19 protein-coding genes are annotated in these 16,737 nt (G+C 64.0%); 10 read left to right on the top strand and 9 right to left on the bottom strand.

What is annotated here, in order from left to right; genetic code table 11:
- Positions 1 to 150: 150 nt before the first annotated feature.
- Positions 151 to 1,629 (bottom strand): amino acid permease, encoded by a 1,479-nt coding sequence (locus tag BMF89_RS13860; protein WP_078107692.1) that lies wholly within the window; start codon positions 1,627 to 1,629, stop codon positions 151 to 153.
- Positions 1,630 to 1,831: 202 nt separating this feature from the next.
- Here BMF89_RS13860 and BMF89_RS13855 point away from each other — a divergent pair, with 202 nt between their 5' ends.
- From BMF89_RS13855 to BMF89_RS13835, 5 genes are all read left to right on the top strand, one after another.
- Positions 1,832 to 2,560, top strand: coding sequence for a CPBP family intramembrane glutamic endopeptidase (locus tag BMF89_RS13855; protein ID WP_078107691.1), 729 nt, complete (start codon positions 1,832 to 1,834; stop codon positions 2,558 to 2,560).
- Between the two features lie 151 nt (positions 2,561 to 2,711).
- The gene (locus BMF89_RS13850) at positions 2,712 to 3,149 is read left to right on the top strand and encodes a VOC family protein (RefSeq protein WP_078107690.1); all 438 of its coding nucleotides are present in this window, start codon (positions 2,712 to 2,714) and stop codon (positions 3,147 to 3,149) included.
- A 21-nt stretch (positions 3,150 to 3,170) separates the two neighbouring features.
- On the top strand, positions 3,171 to 4,124 hold the full coding sequence (locus BMF89_RS13845) for a 1,4-dihydroxy-2-naphthoyl-CoA synthase (RefSeq protein ID WP_078107689.1): 954 nt from the start codon (positions 3,171 to 3,173) through the stop codon (positions 4,122 to 4,124).
- A 9-nt stretch (positions 4,125 to 4,133) separates the two neighbouring features.
- Positions 4,134 to 5,267, top strand: a complete 1,134-nt coding sequence (locus BMF89_RS13840) for an AMP-binding protein (protein WP_078107688.1) — start codon at positions 4,134 to 4,136, stop codon at positions 5,265 to 5,267.
- 60 nt (positions 5,268 to 5,327) lie between these two features.
- Positions 5,328 to 6,209 (top strand): 1,4-dihydroxy-2-naphthoate polyprenyltransferase, encoded by an 882-nt coding sequence (locus BMF89_RS13835; RefSeq protein ID WP_078107687.1) that lies wholly within the window; start codon positions 5,328 to 5,330, stop codon positions 6,207 to 6,209.
- A gap of 60 nt (positions 6,210 to 6,269) precedes the next feature.
- On the opposite strand, the gene BMF89_RS13830 is transcribed toward BMF89_RS13835, so the two are convergent.
- Entirely contained in the window at positions 6,270 to 6,578 is a 309-nt protein-coding gene (locus BMF89_RS13830; RefSeq protein ID WP_078107686.1) for a DUF4229 domain-containing protein, read from the bottom strand.
- Positions 6,579 to 6,659: 81 nt separating this feature from the next.
- On the opposite strand from BMF89_RS13830, the gene BMF89_RS13825 reads away from it, so the two are divergent.
- Positions 6,660 to 7,037, top strand: a complete 378-nt coding sequence (locus BMF89_RS13825; protein WP_078107685.1) for a PLD nuclease N-terminal domain-containing protein — start codon at positions 6,660 to 6,662, stop codon at positions 7,035 to 7,037.
- Positions 7,038 to 7,113: 76 nt separating this feature from the next.
- On the opposite strand, the gene ccsB is transcribed toward BMF89_RS13825, so the two are convergent.
- The 5 genes from ccsB to BMF89_RS13800 are packed head-to-tail and all read right to left on the bottom strand — an operon-like array spanning position 7,114 to position 11,966.
- Complete coding sequence (gene ccsB / locus BMF89_RS13820) at positions 7,114 to 8,178, bottom strand: c-type cytochrome biogenesis protein CcsB (RefSeq protein ID WP_078107684.1); 1,065 nt, start codon at positions 8,176 to 8,178, stop codon at positions 7,114 to 7,116.
- Positions 8,178 to 9,881, bottom strand: a complete 1,704-nt coding sequence (locus BMF89_RS13815) for a cytochrome c biogenesis protein ResB (protein WP_078107683.1) — start codon at positions 9,879 to 9,881, stop codon at positions 8,178 to 8,180. The genes ccsB and BMF89_RS13815 overlap by 1 nt, the downstream gene beginning before the upstream one ends.
- A complete protein-coding gene (locus tag BMF89_RS13810; protein WP_078107682.1) occupies positions 9,881 to 10,636 on the bottom strand; it encodes a cytochrome c biogenesis protein CcdA in 756 nt (251 codons plus the stop codon). Before BMF89_RS13810 ends, BMF89_RS13815 begins: the two co-directional genes overlap by 1 nt.
- 14 nt (positions 10,637 to 10,650) lie before the next feature.
- A complete protein-coding gene (locus BMF89_RS13805) occupies positions 10,651 to 11,301 on the bottom strand; it encodes a TlpA disulfide reductase family protein (RefSeq protein ID WP_139359661.1) in 651 nt (216 codons plus the stop codon).
- Between the two features lie 2 nt (positions 11,302 to 11,303).
- Positions 11,304 to 11,966 carry a histidine phosphatase family protein gene (locus BMF89_RS13800; RefSeq protein ID WP_078107680.1) on the bottom strand — a complete coding sequence of 221 codons (663 nt, stop codon included), beginning with the start codon at positions 11,964 to 11,966 and terminating at the stop codon, positions 11,304 to 11,306.
- Between the two features lie 203 nt (positions 11,967 to 12,169).
- Here BMF89_RS13800 and BMF89_RS13795 point away from each other — a divergent pair, with 203 nt between their 5' ends.
- The 3 genes from BMF89_RS13795 (at position 12,170) to BMF89_RS13785 (ending at position 14,638) form a co-directional block, all read left to right on the top strand.
- Positions 12,170 to 12,718 (top strand): YceI family protein, encoded by a 549-nt coding sequence (locus BMF89_RS13795; RefSeq protein ID WP_078107679.1) that lies wholly within the window; start codon positions 12,170 to 12,172, stop codon positions 12,716 to 12,718.
- A 184-nt stretch (positions 12,719 to 12,902) separates the two neighbouring features.
- Entirely contained in the window at positions 12,903 to 13,583 is a 681-nt protein-coding gene (locus BMF89_RS13790; protein ID WP_078107678.1) for a hypothetical protein, read from the top strand.
- A 233-nt stretch (positions 13,584 to 13,816) separates the two neighbouring features.
- Complete coding sequence (locus tag BMF89_RS13785) at positions 13,817 to 14,638, top strand: hypothetical protein (protein WP_078107677.1); 822 nt, start codon at positions 13,817 to 13,819, stop codon at positions 14,636 to 14,638.
- Between the two features lie 67 nt (positions 14,639 to 14,705).
- Here BMF89_RS13785 and BMF89_RS13780 read toward each other — a convergent pair whose 3' ends face one another.
- A complete protein-coding gene (locus BMF89_RS13780) occupies positions 14,706 to 15,401 on the bottom strand; it encodes a redox-sensing transcriptional repressor Rex (protein ID WP_241709312.1) in 696 nt (231 codons plus the stop codon).
- A gap of 63 nt (positions 15,402 to 15,464) precedes the next feature.
- Complete coding sequence (locus BMF89_RS13775; protein WP_078107675.1) at positions 15,465 to 15,719, bottom strand: glutaredoxin family protein; 255 nt, start codon at positions 15,717 to 15,719, stop codon at positions 15,465 to 15,467.
- Between the two features lie 77 nt (positions 15,720 to 15,796).
- Here BMF89_RS13775 and BMF89_RS13770 point away from each other — a divergent pair, with 77 nt between their 5' ends.
- Positions 15,797 to 16,615, top strand: a complete 819-nt coding sequence (locus BMF89_RS13770) for an HAD-IB family hydrolase (protein ID WP_078107674.1) — start codon at positions 15,797 to 15,799, stop codon at positions 16,613 to 16,615.
- Positions 16,616 to 16,737: the final 122 nt, after the last annotated feature.

Below are 16,737 nucleotides of genomic sequence, written 5' to 3'. Positions count from 1 at the left end.
CGGCCCCCCCCCCCCGTCCCCCCCCCCCCCCCCCCCGGCCCCCCCCCCGGCGGGGGCGCCCCCCGGGGGGGGGGGCCCCCCCCCGTCGTCTGTGGGCCCACGCCGGCGCGGGCCCCGACCTGAGCGTGCGAAGGTTGGGAGCCGGTGGGACTAGCTAAAAAGCTCGCTCTTCGGCTCGTTGTTCTTGACCTTCTGCCAGCCAAGCCATAGCACCAGGGCGAAGAACGGGATGGTGGCCAGGGTCCAGAGGCCCAGGAGGAACACCTCGCCCGTGGCCTTGTCCGTCATGGTGTCCATGCCGATCAGCACGGTGATGGCCAAGAGGGCGATCAGGCCGGCCCAACTGGTCCACGGCGAACCCGGCATGGGGAGGCTGGAGACGTTGCCCTTCTTCTTGCGCAGCGCGATCTGGCTGGCGAAGATCGAGCCCCACGTGAAGATGACGCCGATCGATGCGGTGTTCAGCGCGAGGTCGAAGGCGTGCGAACCGCCCAACCAGATGTTGAGCAGGATGCCCACGAGGTAGACGGCGCCGATAGCGAGGATGGCCGCGTACGGAACGTGGCGGGTGGACATCTTGGTGAGCCACTTGGGGGCATGTCCATTGTTGGCCATGGTGCGGAAGATGCGGCCGATCGAGTACAGGCCCGAGTTGCACGAGGACAGCGCAGCGGTGATGACGATCATGTTCATGACGTCGCCCATCCACGGCAAGCCCATCTGGCCGAAGACCGTAACGAACGGGGAGGTTCCCGCATGGTACTGGTCCGACGGCAGGAGCATAGCCAGCAGGGTGACGGAGCCGACGTAGAAGACCACAATGCGGATCACGACGGCGCGGATCGCCTTGGGCACTTCGCGTTCCGGGTTCTGCATCTCGCCGGCGGTAATGCCGACCAGTTCAATGGCGTTGTAAGCGAAGATCACGGCGTTGAGGACCAGGATCATCACCAGTCCGCCCTTGGGGAACATGCCGCCGTCGGCAGCAAAGAGGTTCGCCACAGAGGCGTGGCCGGTGCCGACCTGCGCGTTCGTGACCACCATGAAGGTGCCCACGGCCAGGAAGATCAGGATCGCGGCGACCTTGAGGCAGGACGCCCAGAATTCGAACTCGCCGAAGGCCTTGACGCTGAACAGGTTCACGGCCACCAGCAGCACCAACGCGGCGATGGCGGACAGTTCAACGGGGACGTTCGGGAAGAAGAACTGGAAGTAGAGGCCGATGGCAATGAGTTCGGCGATGCCCGTCATGGCCCAGTTGATGAAGTACATCCAACCGGAGAGGAAGGCGCCCTTCTTGCCGAACATTTCTCCGGCGTAGCTGACGAACGAGCCGGACGTCTGGCGGTACATGATCAGTTCGCCGAGGGCCCGCATCAGCAGGTAGGCGATGACGCCGGCGATGGCGTAGGAGAAAATCAGGGCCGGGCCTGTGGAGGCCAGGCGTCCACCCGCACCCATGAAGAGGCCGACGCCGATCGCGCCGCCCATCGCGATCATCGTGACGTGGCGGCGGCTCAGGGTCTTCTGGTAGCCCTCGGCGCTGAGGTTTGCGGAAGTTGTAGCGGTACTGGGCGCAGCCAGGGTTCCCGGCTCACGCTGAAGGTCGGTTGTGGTGTTTTGAGGCACAGCTGTTCCTTGTGGGTTGAGTAGATGCCGGCCCTGGCTTCCCGCGCATTGGCACAGAACAATTCGAGCTTTCGACCTCTTGGCGAGTCGAATCGATTGCGAAAACGCGGAAGCGCCGAAGGTAAATCCGGCAGAACCATCGTACCCGGTGATTTCCGCGGACCGTGACGCGGGCAACAAACAGGGGCGTTAAGCTGGACATATGGGCACCATTCCGCCAGCCGGCAGGCTATACCGTTTCACGGGCTTGGACGCCGCGGCTTTCGGACTCTATGTGTCATTGGCCACTGTTCTGAGCCTCGCCACCGCGCCCGTGACGGCTTTCGTGCAACAGATTTTCCCCGACCCTGCCACGGCCGTCTTCGCCATCAACCTCGGGTTCTATGCTTCGGTGGGCCTTTTCGCGGTTGCGGCAGCGTGGCGCGTCATAGCCCGGGATTTCCTGATCCTGGCCACACGTCCGTGGTTCACGCTGGCCATGATTCCGCTGTCCATCGTGGCGATGCTGGTGATCACCGCCATCCTGGTGACAGTTACCGGTTTGGCTAAGGAGTCGCAGAACCAGCTGACCCTCCAGTCGCTGGTCCTGCAACTGCCGCCGTGGTTCGTGGTGCCGCTGCTGGTGGTGTTGGGTCCCTTCGTGGAGGAGTACCTGTTCCGGCACCTGCTCATCGGCAAGCTGTCCCGCCGAGTCAATATTTGGCTTTGTTGCGTCCTGTCCGTGCTGTGCTTCGCCGCCATCCATGTGGTGGGACGCGAGGGCTTGGTGGTTCCCGCGCTGGCCCCGTACCTCGGAATGGGCGTGGTCCTGGTGGCCGTCTACGTCTGGACGGGCAAGAACGTCATGTTCTCCTACTTCGTGCATGCCGCCAAGAACCTTCTTGCCGTCGTGCTGATCTACGCGATCCCGCCGCAACTCCTCAGCGGCTAGCCCACCCCACGCCTGCCCACCCAACTAACTCGCAGTAAGTGTCGTTTTCAAGGCTCAAAACGACACTTACTGCGAGTTAGTTGGGCAACCCGGACCGGAACTGTCCGCTAGGCACTTCCCCGGCCACGCGCCGTCGTCGTAGCTTCAGTCCATGGCACTGAACTTTCAGGTAGTGATCGACTGCAGGAATCCGCACGCCCTGGCCGATTGGTGGGCCGAGACGCTCGAATGGATCGTGGAGCCCCAGGACGAGGCGTTCATCCGGTCCATGGTGGATCAAGGCTTCGCCACGGAGGAAGAGACCACCACCCACAACGGCAAGCTCGTGTGGAAGGACGGCGCGGCCATCGGCCCGGCAGAAGACCGGGACAAGGACACCCGCCGCCGCTTCCTGTTCCAGACCGTTCCGGAGGACAAGACCGTCAAGAACCGCGTCCACTGGGACGTCCGCCTCAACGGACAGGACAAGGACGAGGTCCGTGCCGCGTTGGAAGCGCGGGGCGCGAAATTCCTGTGGACGGCCAAGCAAGGACCGCACGAATGGCACACCATGGCGGATCCCGAAGGCAACGAGTTCTGCATCAGCTGAGTGGATTACTAGACTCTGAGGGTGAGCAACGACTTCCCCGCCAAGGTATCCGACGTCTTTGACCCGTCCCGCTGGCGCAGAGTGTCCGGTTTCGACGATTTCCAGGACATGACCTACCACCGGCAGGTCGAGCGGGACGCGGACGGAAATGTGGCAAAGGACCTTCCCACGGTCCGGATCGCCTTCAACCGCCCGGAGGTCCGCAACGCCTTCCGTCCCGGCACGGTTGACGAGCTCTACCGTGCCATGGACCACGCCCGGATGACTCCCGATGTCGCCACCGTGCTTCTCACCGGCAACGGCCCCTCCCCCAAGGACGGCGGCCATTCCTTCTGCTCCGGCGGCGATCAGCGGATCCGCGGCAGGGACGGTTACCGCTATGCCGACGGCGAGACCCAGGAAAGCATCGACCCCGCCCGGGCCGGCCGCCTGCACATCCTGGAAGTCCAGCGGCTCATGCGGACCATGCCCAAGGTGGTCATCGCCGTCGTGAACGGCTGGGCAGCAGGCGGCGGCCACTCCCTTCACGTCGTGAGCGACCTCACCATCGCCTCGCGCGAGCACGGCAAGTTCAAGCAGACCGATGCCACCGTGGGAAGTTTCGACGCCGGTTACGGCTCGGCGCTGCTCGCCCGCCAGGTTGGGCAGAAAGCCGCCCGCGAGATCTTCTTCCTGGCCCGTGAGTATTCCGCGGAGGACATGGTCCGCATGGGTGCCGTCAACGAAGCCGTGGACCATGAGCGCCTCGAGGAGGTTGCGCTCGAGTATGCCGCGGACATCGCACGCCAATCCCCCCAGGCGATCCGCATGCTCAAGTTCGCCTTCAACCTCGCCGACGACGGCCTGGCCGGCCAGCAGGTGTTCGCCGGGGAGGCTACGCGCCTGGCCTACATGACGGACGAAGCAGTCGAGGGCAAGGAAGCCTTCCTCGAGAAGCGCGATCCGGACTGGTCCAACTTTCCGTACTACTTCTAGGACTCGCCCGTGAACATCGATCCCGTTCTCAAAGCCCTGGCCGCGGCCCTCCACGACGAGGGACCCGCCGTCGAAATCGTCGTCGCGGAAGACGGCACCCCGGTGGCCGTCCCCGTTGAAACGCCCGGTTTCGAGGACGCTGCAGTAGTGGTCCGCACATCGGGGTCCACCGGCACGCCCAAGGCCACAGTGCTGACGGTCGATGAGCTCGCTGCTTCTTCCATGGCCACGGCCATCGCGCTCCGCGGTGAGGGCCAGTGGCTCCTGGCCCTGCCGCTGCAGTACGTTGCCGGAGTCCAGGTCCTGGTCCGCTCGCTCTTCGCCGGCACGCGTCCGTGGGTCATGGACCTCTCGAACGGCTTCACTCCGGAGGCCTTCACCGCCGCCGCCGAGGAACTGACGGACACCATCCGCTTCACCTCCCTGGTTCCGACGCAATTGCAGCGGCTCCTGGACTCGCCGTCGCCTCAGACCCTCGCAGCCCTGCGCCGCTTCAATGCCATCCTCCTGGGCGGCGCTCCCGCGGCCACCGCACTGCTGGACGCCGCCAGCGAGGCCGGGCTGAAGGTCGTGACCACCTATGGCTCCGCCGAGACGTGCGGCGGTTGCGTGTACGATGGAAGGCCGCTGGAGGGCGTCCGGGTCATGCTCGACGACGACGGCCGGGTCCTGCTGGGCGGCGACACCGTGGCTTCCGGCTACCTGGACGCGCCCGAGGCAAGTGCCGAGGCATTCTTCGACGAGGACGGCATCCGCTGGTATCGCACCAACGATCTTGGCGAGCTCGCCGCCGACGGCACGCTCACGGTGCTGGGACGGGCCGACGACGTCATCATCACCGGCGGCGTCAAAGCCTCCGCCGCGTTCATCCAGGCGGAGCTTGAAAAGTTCGACGGCGTCACGGCGGCTTTCGTGGCCGGGGTGCCTTCCAGGGAATGGGGCCAGGCGGTGGCAGCGTATGTTGCCGTCGAGGACAGCTCCCCGGAAAGCATCGCGGACTACAAGGCCCGCTGCCAGGAATCCCTAGGGACCCTTGCTCCCAAAACCGTGCTCACCACGGATGGACTCATCATGCTTCCCAATGGAAAGCCGGACCGGCTGGCGATGATCGAGCTTCTCACCGAGGTGCATCAGGGAGAATAGATAGGTCCTCCCTGACCGTCATTTGCCTTCCCCAACGCGAAACAACACGAGGTACTGAACGTGGCAACAGCTGCACAATGGATTCAAGGCGCCCGCCTGCGCACCCTGCCGGCGGCGATCGCGCCGGTGCTGATCGGCACAGCGGCCGCCTACGAGCTGCAATCTTTCCGGCTCTTGAATGCCATCCTCGCCGCCCTCGTGGCGCTGCTGCTGCAGATCGGGGTCAACTACGCCAACGACTATTCGGACGGCATCCGTGGTACCGATGAGGACCGCGTGGGTCCGCTCCGGCTGGTCGGTTCCGGCGCTGCCCGGCCGGACCACGTCAAGTGGGCCGCCTTCGGCGCGTTCGGCCTGGCCATGATTTTCGGCCTTGTCCTGGTGATCATCACGCAGAGCTGGTGGCTGATCCTGGTGGGCATCGGCTGTGTCCTCGCCGCCTGGGGATATACCGGGGGCAAGAACCCCTATGGCTACCTGGGCCTGGGCGACCTGTTTGTGTTTGTCTTCTTCGGCCTGGTGGCAACACTGGGCACCACCTACACGCAGGCGGGGCAAGTGAGCCTTCCGGCTGTCATCGGCGCGATTGGCACCGGATTGATCGCGTGCGCCCTACTGATGGCCAACAATGTGCGCGACATCCCCACGGACATGCTGGCGGGCAAGCGGACCCTGGCCGTGCGGCTGGGCGACCGCCATGCCCGCGAGAGCTACGTCCTGATGCTGGCCCTCGCCATTCTGCTGGTGGTGGTGCTCGCACCCACCAGGCCCTGGATGCTGATCGTGTTGCTGTTGGTGCCGGCCTGCCTCATGCCGGCCTGGCTCATGGTCAACGGCCGGAAGCGAAAGAGCCTCATCCCGGTGCTCAAGCAGACCGGATTGATCAACCTTGGCTACAGCGTGCTGTTTTCCGTGGGCCTCATCCTGAGCCACGGCTTCTAACCCCCGCTCACATACAGCCCGGTTTTCGCCAACCCCCGCTCACATATGGGCTCTGGGCTTCTAGCCTTCTTTGGGGCGTCGGTCGTTCTCGACCGTAACTACGGGGTTTTCATCCACCAGCCGGTCCTCGATCGCGGCATCTTCGATCTCCAGCGCCGAGCGGATGGGCTTGGCCCGCCCGGAGAAACGCTCGCGCATGGATGCCGTGGCGTCGTCGCGCTGCTTCTTGAAAAACAGGTAACTGATGGCGAACGCGATAAGGCCCGCGAAAATCGCCGCCAGCAACAAACCCGTGTGCAACAGGGCAAAGAGGACGAAGAGCGGCACGAAGAGCGCCAAGCGGATCAGGGAGTATTTGAGGAAAGCCACGGATCAAGTTTAGCCTCACAGCCTGATTGCACTCTGTGCGCGCAGCTATCACCGGACCGCGCGGAGACTAGACTTGACGTTATGCTCCGCGTTGTTGCAGTTGTGGCCGTCCTGCTCGTATTCGTCTATGGGCTGGTGGATGTCATCCGCACCGACCGCCGCGCCACCCGCGGGATTTCCAAAACCGCGTGGATCGTGGTGATGATCCTGCTGCCGGTTCTCGGCGCGGTTCTCTGGTTCCTCATCGGCCGCCCATACAACATCGGCCCCGCCCCGCAGACCGCGAGCCACCCCACCGCCCCCGACGACGACCCCGACTTTCTCCGCAACCTCGAGGCCCGCCGTCGCAACCAGGCAGAAGCCGAACGGCTGAAGAAGCTCAAGGCCGAGCTCGAAGCCAAGGAACGCAAGCTCAAGGGCGAGTCCAAGGCCGACGACAGCGGCGACGTCAACAGCTGACGTTCCCTGAGCCATGGCACGAGCGGGCGTCAGGTGATGCCCGCGGACCCGGCCCGCGGACTTCAGCACGTTGAACTTACTGCGGGAGCCCCGAGTACGAGTGCAGGCCGTTGAAGAACACGTTGACCACGGTGAAGTTGAAGATCACGCACAGGTAGCCCGCAATCGACAACCAGGCTGCGCGGGTTCCTGTCCAGCCGCGGGTGGCGCGTGCGTGCAGGTATCCGGCATAGACCACCCAGATCACGAACGTCCAGACTTCCTTCGTGTCCCAACCCCAGAAGCGGCCCCAGGCTTTCTCGGCCCAGATGGCGCCGAACATGAGGGTGAAGGTCCAGCCCACGAATCCCACGGTGTTGATGCGGTAGGACAGGTTCTCCAGGCTCAACGCGTTCGGTACGAGCCGCATGAAGCCCAGCCTGTCCACACCGCCGGCCGCCAGTGTCTTCTGGCGGTGTGATTGCAGCAGCTGCAGGGCTGACATGGCGAACGTCAAAGTGAACAAGGAAGCGGACATGACTGCGATGGAAACGTGGATGACCAGCCAGTAGCTTTGGAGTGCAGGAACCAGGTGGCCCACCGGGGTCCAGTACGTCACCGATGCCGCCACCATCATGATCACGGCGAGGCCCAGCACGAAGGTGCCCAGGAAGCGCAGGTCGCGGCGGATGAGCGAGAGCAGGAAGACAGCCACCACCAGGAAAGCGCCGGTGGTCAGGAACTCGTACATGTTTCCCCACGGCACGCGGCCTGCGCCGAGCGCACGGGTGATGACCCCGGCACCGTGGATGACCACGCCGATGATCGCCACTGCCACCGCGACACGGGCGGGAATGCGGCGCTCGGCGGCGTACTTCATGTCACCGCCGGCGGTCTGGCTGACGGAGGTGTTCGCCGACGTCGGGCGCTCAGTACGGCCCGCAGGTCCCCCGACGTCGTTTCCACCGGCACGGCCGGCAGCGACCGGAACTTTGACCTCGGCTGCCACCGAAGAGGCCGCTTTCAGGTCCACCGCTTTCAGCATTTTGCTGCTCTTGGCGAGGTCCCACGCGAAAGCGATGAACGCCACCGTGTAGGTGCCGGCCGCGAGCAGCATGAAAAGCTCGCTGTACTGGCCCATGGTTTCGTTGATGGGGAGCATTACTGGTCCTTCGAGGTTGAGGAAGAAACGGTTTCGGTGGGCTGTTCGGTGGTGAGCAGCCATTCTCGTTGCAGCAGTTCGCGGATCGCGGCAGCTTCGCCGGCCAGCCTATGGTCCTCGCCGCGGGCAAGAAGGCCGTACTCCACCATTGTGCGCCCGTCCTCGTGGGTTCCGGTGCGGACCCAGACGCGGCGGCGGTTCAGGTAGAGGGAGAGAATCAATCCGGCGACCGCCAACAGGGCGAACACGAGCGCGGTGGCCTGCCCGGGATTGTGGTGGATGTCGACGCCAACGTACTTCTTGACGCCGTCGAAAGTGATGCTGCCCTTGCCGTCCGGAAGCGTGTACGTGCCTCCGGGCGCGATCGCGATGGCCTTGTTAGCCATTCCCCGGCCGTTGAGCGGGGTCAGCTTTGCGACGTCGAGCTCGAAAACGTTCTGCGGGGCACCCTTGTTCAGGCCAAGGTCGCCGTAGTACGAGTTGAGGTTCAACTGCGGGTTGATGAGCGAAGGATCGCCGCTGTAGGCGAGACCCTTGTCCGTCACCATCGCCGTGGGCAGGAAGAACCCCGCGAAGCCGAGCTGATCGGGCTTGGCATCGGGAACCTTGATGACCACCGACGAGTAGTAGTTGTCACCTTGCAGCTTGGCTACCACCGGCCCCTGCATGGCGATATTGCCGGCGCCGTCGCGGACGGTGACTACGGGAGCGTAGCCGTTGCCCGTGAGGTAAATGCTGGTGTCGCCCAGGGAAACGGGATCGTTGACCTTGAGGACCTGCTTCTTGGCGGGCGAGTCCGGGGTTTCCTTGGTGGTGACGTCCGCCGTGAAGTCGATCGGCTGGCCGAAGTGCGCCGGCGATTCCCGGTCGAACTGGACGTCGAACTTGTCCAGCTGGATGGAGTACGGCTGCAGCCAGCTGCTCTGGAAGTTGGTGCCCGGACTGAATTGGTCATAGCCCACCAAGGTGTTGACGAAGGTATCGCCCTCAACGAGGATGCGCTGGCCGCTGTAGCCGAACAGTCCGCCGACCGCCACCGAAACCAACACTCCGATCAGCGAAGCGTGGAACACCAGGTTGCCCACTTCCTTGAGGAAGCCCCGCTCGGCGCCGAGGGAGGGCATGGCGCCGTCGGCGTCGCGCACCTCCACGCGGTAGCGGCGCTTCTTCAGCACCGCGGCGGCGTCCGCGATAGCCTTCGACGCCGGGATCCCGGCGTCGGCGGGCAGCACCAGCGTGCCGTATTCCGGGAGGCGCGAGAGACGCTTGGGGGTCCGCGGCGGCTGGGAGCGCATTGCCTTGTAGTGGGCGATGGCCCGGGGTGTCACACAGCCGATGAGGGAGATGAACAGAAGGATGTAGATCGCCGAGAACCAGGCAGAGGAGTACACGTCGTATAGCTGCACTGAGTCCAGGAGCTTGCCGTAGTCCGGGTGGTCGCTGATGTACTGCGTCACGATCGAAGGGTTCGCCGGCCGCTGCGGGAAGAGCGAGCCGGGAACCGCCGCGACGGCGAGGAGCAGCAGCAGGAACAGCGCAGTACGCATGCTGGTCAGCTGGGTCCAGGCCCAGCGCAGCATTCCTATGATCCCCAGGACGGGCAGTGCTGCCTCGGCCTTGGCCTTATTGATCGCCTTGTCAGCTCCGGCAGGCTTGCTGGCGGACTTGTTGGACTTCTTTTTACCTTGCACGGGCTCGCTCATCAGATCGGCAACTTCACATCGGTTTGGAACCAGTACTGCAGCCCGGTGACCCAGGCGCCCCACACTCCCGTGGCCATCAGGATTCCCAGGAGGATCAAGATGCCCCCGCCAATGCGCTGGATGGCCAGGCGGTGCTTGCGGAAGAAGGACATCACACCCATCCCCCGGCGGACCGCGAGGGCTATCAACAGGAAGGGAATGCCAAGGCCAAGACTATAGACAAACGCCAGGAGGGCCCCCTTCGCCGCGGACGATCCCCCGGAAAGGCTCAGCAACTGGACGGCGGAATAGGTGGGGCCAATGCAGGGAGCCCAGCCGAGTCCGAACGTGATGCCCAGCAGCGGGGCACCCCATAGCCCGGCAGGCGGCTTGGCGTGGATTTTGGCGTCACGCTGCAACCACCCGAAGCCACCCAGGAAGACGACTCCCATGATGATCACCAACACGCCCAGCAATTGAGTGACCCACGCGTTCTGCGGGCCAGTGATGAGGGTGCCCAATTGGCCGAAGGCGCCACCGAGCAGGACAAAAATCACGGAGAATCCGAGGACGAACAGGCCGATTCCGGCGAGCATGCGCCCGCGCCTTTGCTTCTGGAGGTCGACGCCGGTCAGCCCGGTCACGTAGCCAAGGTAGCCAGGCACCAAAGGCAGGACGCACGGCGACAGGAAGGACACGAGTCCTGCCAGCAAAGCCACGGGAATGGCCAGCAGCAAGGAACCGCTCAGGATGGTCTCGGCGAAAGGACTGTTCACGCTGTCGGGGCCACCTACTCGGCAACCGCGGTGGTAATGAGTGCCTTGAGCGTGCTCTTGTCGATCTCGCCCAGGACGCGGGCGGCAACCTTGCCTTCTTTGTCCAGGACCAGGGTGGTGGGCACCGCGCCGGGAGGCACAATGCCGGAGACGGACAGCAGCACGGCGCCGTCTTTGTCGTTGAAGCTGGGGTACGTGAGCTTGAACGTCTGGTCGAACGCGTCGGCCGTGGCCTTCTCGTCCCGGAGGTTCACACCGTAGAACTGGACACCCTTGCTCTTGAACTCCTGGTGCAGTTCCTCGAGAATCGGCGCTTCAACCCGGCACGGCGCACATGCGGCGAACCAGAAGTTGAGGACGGTTACCTTGCCAAGCAGGTCCTGCGGGGTCACGGCAGTTCCGTCGAACAAAGTGCCCTTGATCCCGACGGCGGCCTTGCGGTCCGCTTTGGCGAATTCGGTCACGGAGCCGTCCCCGGCGACGTAGTTCTTGTTGTCGCCCGCTTTGGCTTGCTGGGCCAGGGCGTCTTCCTGGGCACAGGCGGACAGGCCCATGGTCAGCGCAGAGAGTGCCACTCCCCCGACGGCGAGGAAGCCACGGCGCGAGGTCAGCGCTGCATTGAGCTTCTGTCCGCTGGTCTTGCGGCTGGTGGTGTTGCGGTCCATTGTCATGCTCCCGGGGTCCTGGCGGCACCAGGCAGGAGCACGGCGGCGGGCTCGCTGTACTCCACCCGCGCAACCTTGCCGTCGTCGAACACCAGGGAAGTCAGGGACGTCAGCGTGCACTCGCGCTTGCGGGGATCGTGCCACAGGCGGCGGCCCTCGGCGCTGAGGCGCGTGGCGTAGATGGGAAGCTGGTGGCTGACGAGAATGGCTTCCGCGCCGTCGCCTCCGAGTTCGATCGCCTTCAGCCGGGCGTCCTCGACGGCGGCACGCATGCGGGTCACCTGGGCCTGGTAGGACTCGCCCCAGGACGGACGCAGCGGATTGCGGTACTCGATCCAGTGCTTGGGCTTGATGAATTCGGAGATATTTGCCTTGAGCCCCTCGAAGTGGTTCTCGGCTTCGATGATCCGCGGTTCCGTGTGGATCTGGAGGTCCAACGCCTGGGAAGTGGGCAGGGCTGTTTCCTGCGCGCGGGTCAACGGCGAGGACACCAGATGGACGATGTTCGCCCCCTGCGCGGCGCGGGCAGCGAAGTGGTCCGCGAGCATCTTGGCCATCTCGCGGCCGCGTTCGGAGAGGTGGAATTCGGGCAGTCTGCCGTACAGAATGCCGTCGGGATTGTAGACCTCGCCATGGCGGAGCAGATGGACAGTTGCTTGGGGCATGTTTACCAGTTTCTCAAAGAAGGCGGGCGATCTGAAATCTTCTACGTTTCGTAGAACTGAAAGTTTCTTCAGAATGTTCCCCGAAGGTGGAATAAAAGATGCATTTGCATGTTTATACTGGACACAAGGTTCGGTTGATACTTCAACTAAGTATCGCCGAACGACCGATGAAGCTACGATCACACCTTCCCAAGGAGAACCCCATGACTCTTCCCGCAAACGTCACCACCGGCGTCTGGACCCTCGACAACTCCCACAGCGAGATCGGCTTCACCGTCCGCCACGCAGGCATCAGCAAGGTCCGCGGCCAGTTCACCGAGGCCGAAGCGACCCTTGACCTTGGCAGCAGCCTGGCCGACTCCAAGGTCGCCGCAACCATCGCCACCGCCAGCTTCGACTCGGGCGACGCCAACCGCGACGGCCACGTGAAGGGCGAAGACTTCTTCGACGTGGAGAAGTTCCCCGAGATCACCTTCGTCTCCCGCCACGTCAAGGCCAATGGCGACAGCTTCGACCTCGTGGGCGATCTGACCATCAAGGGTGTTTCCAAAGAGGTCACCATCGAGACCGAGTTCAACGGCGTCGCCGTTGACCCGTTCGGCAACACCCGCGCGGGCGTCTCCGGTGAGACCACCATCAGCCGCAAGGACTTCGGCTTGACCTGGAACGCTGTGCTCGAAGCCGGCGGCGTGCTGGTCAGCGACAAGGTTGTCATCAACCTCGAACTGGCTTTCATCGCACCTGCCGCCTAGTCCACCGTTTTTCCGGACTGACCAGCGCCTTCGGGGCTGCGCACGATCCCGTGTGCTGCCCCGAAGGCGCCGTTTTTTTGCTTGCGGAATCACCCGCCTATTGTTCTGGGAAAAGCCGATGCTTAGCGGCGAATTAGCCAAGAATTTCCTATGAATCCTTAAACCTCAGGTCTAAAGTGATGCCATGAGTAACCCAAACGAAGCTCCGCTGCCCCAGCAGCCCGGAGCCCAGCCACCGCAGCCCGGCAATGTCCCTCCTGCGGGTTACCAGCCTCCGCAGGGATACCAGCCACCTCCCTCCTACCAAGCACCCCCGTCCTACCAAGCACCCCCGGCCTACCAGCAGCCCGCCCCCGGCTACCAGCAGCCGGGCCAGCCCGTCTATGGCGCGCCGGCAGGTCCCAACGCCGCCCCACCGGCAGGGCTCGGCTACGCCGCGCCGGCCCGGAACACTTTCGGACTCCACTTCAACAACGTCGCGCAGCGCTTCCGGGACACCACCGGAGTGCCGCAACAACTGACCATCTCCTACTGGTTGTGGGTCGCGGCTGCCGCTTTGGGAGTTGTTGCCAGCTTCATCAACATCTTCACGTTGCGCGATGTCTTCGGAGGGATGATGGTGGGCGCGGGCATTGTGGGCCTGATTTTCAGCCTGGTGTTCGCAGCCCTCTACGTCTTCATTGCCATTCGGCTCAAGGAAGGCTCCCGCTGGGCACGGCTGGTCCTGACCATCCTGGGAGCATTTGCGGTAATTTCCCTTTTGCTCCAAGTGGTTACCCTCAACCTCAACTTCATCGGATCGGCGGTAGCCGTCGCGGCCGCCGTCCTGATGTGGCTTCCGGAGTCCCGGAAGCATTTCGTCTAGCAACACCGCAGCACCACGGCTGAAGGCCGCGGCAGGTCCCCGGAGGACCCCGCGGCCTTCCCTTTGTCCCCCTGAGATTCGCGGGAGATCCGCCGGACCGCGTTAAGCCAGAATTCTTGGCACGAATCGTCATCAGCGCCGCGCCGTCGGGGTACGGTGGGATTAAGCCGAGCTGGGGGCAGGGCACGATGCACCCGGCAGCCGTATCTGCAGTCGACACGCAAAGGAATGCCATGAGCACCCCTCCGTACCCGCCGTCCACTCCGGGCGAAAATCCCACACCTGAGCAGCCGAAATACGGACAACAGGCACCCCAGCCGGGTCAGCAGCCGCAATACGGGCAGCAAGCTCCGCAGTACGGCCAGCAGACGCCGCAATACGGCCAGCAGTCACCGCAGCAGGGTCAGCAGCCCCCTTACGGCCAACCCTCCGCACCGCAGTACGGCCAGCCTTCCGCGCCCCAGTATGGGCAGCAGGCTCCGCAGTACGGGCAGCAGGCACCTCAGCAGCCGCAGTACGGCCAGTCTCCCGTCCCGCAGTACGGGCAGGGCGGCCCCACCACGTGGCCGAGCCAGCAGCCTGCTGCGACCTCCGGAGTCCCCCAGTTGGTCAACATCTCCTTCTGGCTCATGATTGCCGCCGGTGTACTGACCTTGATCGGCATTCCCTTCACTATCGCGACGCTGAACTCGCCTGCAGGCAGGAGCATGTTCGATCAGGCCTTGGCGGCGCAGGGAAACAACGCTTCCGGCGTCGACACGAGCACCTTCATCAGCATTGCGATCACCTTCCTGGTTATTTTCTCGGTGGTCTTTGCCGGGCTCTACGCGCTGGTTGCGTTCAAGGTCCGCAAGGGCAAGAACTGGGCCCGCATCCTGGGCACGGTCTTTGCCGCAATTTCCCTGTTCGGGCTGACCCAGCTCGGCATGGGCACCATCACCATCCTCCTGGGCATCGCCGCGATCGTGCTGCTGTATTTGCCGGCTTCGGCACCGTATTTCCGGAAGGCCCAGCCGTTCGCCAACCCCTACGGCCAGCCGCCGTACGGCCGATAAGCACAGCGCCATACGGCCGATAGGCCTATAGCTAAGAAACCAACAACGGGCGCAGACCCGGCTCGGCCTAAATGGCCTGGCCCGGGGTCTGTGCCCGTTGTGCGTGGTACGCCAGGATCTGAAGCTCAGTGGCCATGTCCACTTTGCGCAGGTTCACGTAAGGCGGCACCTGCAGCAGCACCGGAGCAAAGCTCAGGATGCTGCGGATGCCCGCGCTGATCACCCGGTCGCAGACGTCCTGTGCCACCGCGGCGGGAAGGGCCAGGACAACCATGTTGGTGCCGGTCCGCTGAAGGACCGCTTCAAGATTGGCGGCGTCGCTGACCCGCAGCCAGCCGACTTCGTTCCCGATGACCATGGGATCGGCGTCGAGGATTGCCACGACGTCGAAACCTCGGGACTCGAATCCGCCGTATCGTGCCAAGGCCTTGCCGAGGTTGCCGGCGCCCACAATGGCCACTTTCCAGTCGTGGGTCAGGCCGAGCGCCGCAGCGATGTGCCGGCTCAGGTACTGGACCTCGTATCCCACGCCACGCGTTCCATAGGAGCCGACATAGGAGAGGTCCTTGCGCAAAGTGGACGAGCTGACTCCCGACGCCTCGGCCAACGCTTCGGAAGAAACCCGCTCCACGCCTTCGCCCAGCAGGGAGTTCAGGGCGCGCAGGTAAAGCGTCATCCGGGCCACAGCCGCGGGCGGTATCTGCTTCGCCGCAGAGTCCTTGTCCCCGGGAACAGCTTCGGCGGACGGTTCCAGCGCAGTCACGTTCTTCTCCATTGCGTCGCTTTGTTTTCCCACTCTATTGCCAACAAAGCACCGCACGCATGTTCAGGCTGCGATGGCCTTCTTCAGGAGCCGTACCAACCGTGCCTCATCGATTTTCCAGAAATCCCGCTGGATTCCGTCCACGAAGACCACGGGGATCTCCTCGGCGTACCGCTCGCGCAGTACCGGGTCGGTGTCGATCGATTGTTCCGTCCACGTGAGCCCGAGGCTTGAGGTCACGCGTTCGACGGCGTCACGCGCCTCGGCGCAAAGGTGGCAGTCAGCTTTGGTGAGGAGTACGACGTCGGGATTTGGCATAGTTCAACGGTATCGCTTCCGCGTCGACGGAGCCGTCGCGAACGGCAGGAGGCCGGGCGATTGACTAGACTCATGGCATGCCCGTCGAGAAGAACGCCGTTGTGGCCACCGCGCCGGCTGCAACGCAGCAACACGGCGAAGCCGCATTCTTCGACGTCGACAACACCCTCATGAAGGGTGCCAGCCTCTTCCATGTCGCCCGCAAAATGTACGAACGCAAGGCCTTCACGCTCTCCCAGGCCGCGGGTTTTGCCTGGAAGCAGTTCAAGTTCGTGCTGCGGGGCGAAAAAATGGAGGATGTCCATTCGGTCCGGGATTCCGCGCTGGTCCTCGCCGCCGGCATCAAGGTGTCCGACATCAGGGAGCTCGGCGAAGAGGTCTACGACGAGATGATCGAGTCGCGGATCTGGCCGGGTACCAAGGCCTTGGCGGAACAGCACCTGCGGGTTGGCCGGAAGGTCTGGCTCGTGACCGCGACGCCCATCGAGGTTGCCACCGTCATCTCCACGCGGCTCGGCCTGACCGGCGCCCTGGGTACCGTGGGCGAGGTTGAAGACGGTGCCTATACGGGCAGGTTGGTGGGCGAGATCCTCCACGGGCCTGCCAAAGCCGTGGCTGTGCGGCGCATAGCGGACGAAGAAGGCCTGGACCTGAAGCGCTGCTGGGCCTACAGCGATTCACATAACGACATCCCGCTCCTCACTTTGGTGGGCCACCCGGTGTGCATCAATCCCGATTCCCGGTTGCGCCGCCACGCGCGGGAGAACAACTGGCCTGTTTACGACTTCCGTTCCGGCCGTCGGGCAGCGACGCTCGGCCTCAAGGCTGCGACTGTCGGAGGCGCCGTCTACGGTTTGTGGCGGGGTTTCTCCAAGTTCCGCGGCCCGCGGGGCTAACCCCCGCTCACATATACCCGCCTCCCCGGCAACCCCCGCTCACATGGGTTATAGGACAAAACGTGTGTATGGGATGGGGTTGCTTCCCAGTGTTGGCGGGCGAATTCCGGGATAGCTAAGCT

It is taken from the genome of Arthrobacter sp. SRS-W-1-2016, assembly GCF_002009585.1.
Lineage (GTDB): Bacteria > Actinomycetota > Actinomycetes > Actinomycetales > Micrococcaceae > Arthrobacter > Arthrobacter bambusae_A.
The sequence above is the reverse complement of the archived record's forward strand: the minus strand, read 5'-3'. Positions and strand labels throughout refer to the sequence as shown.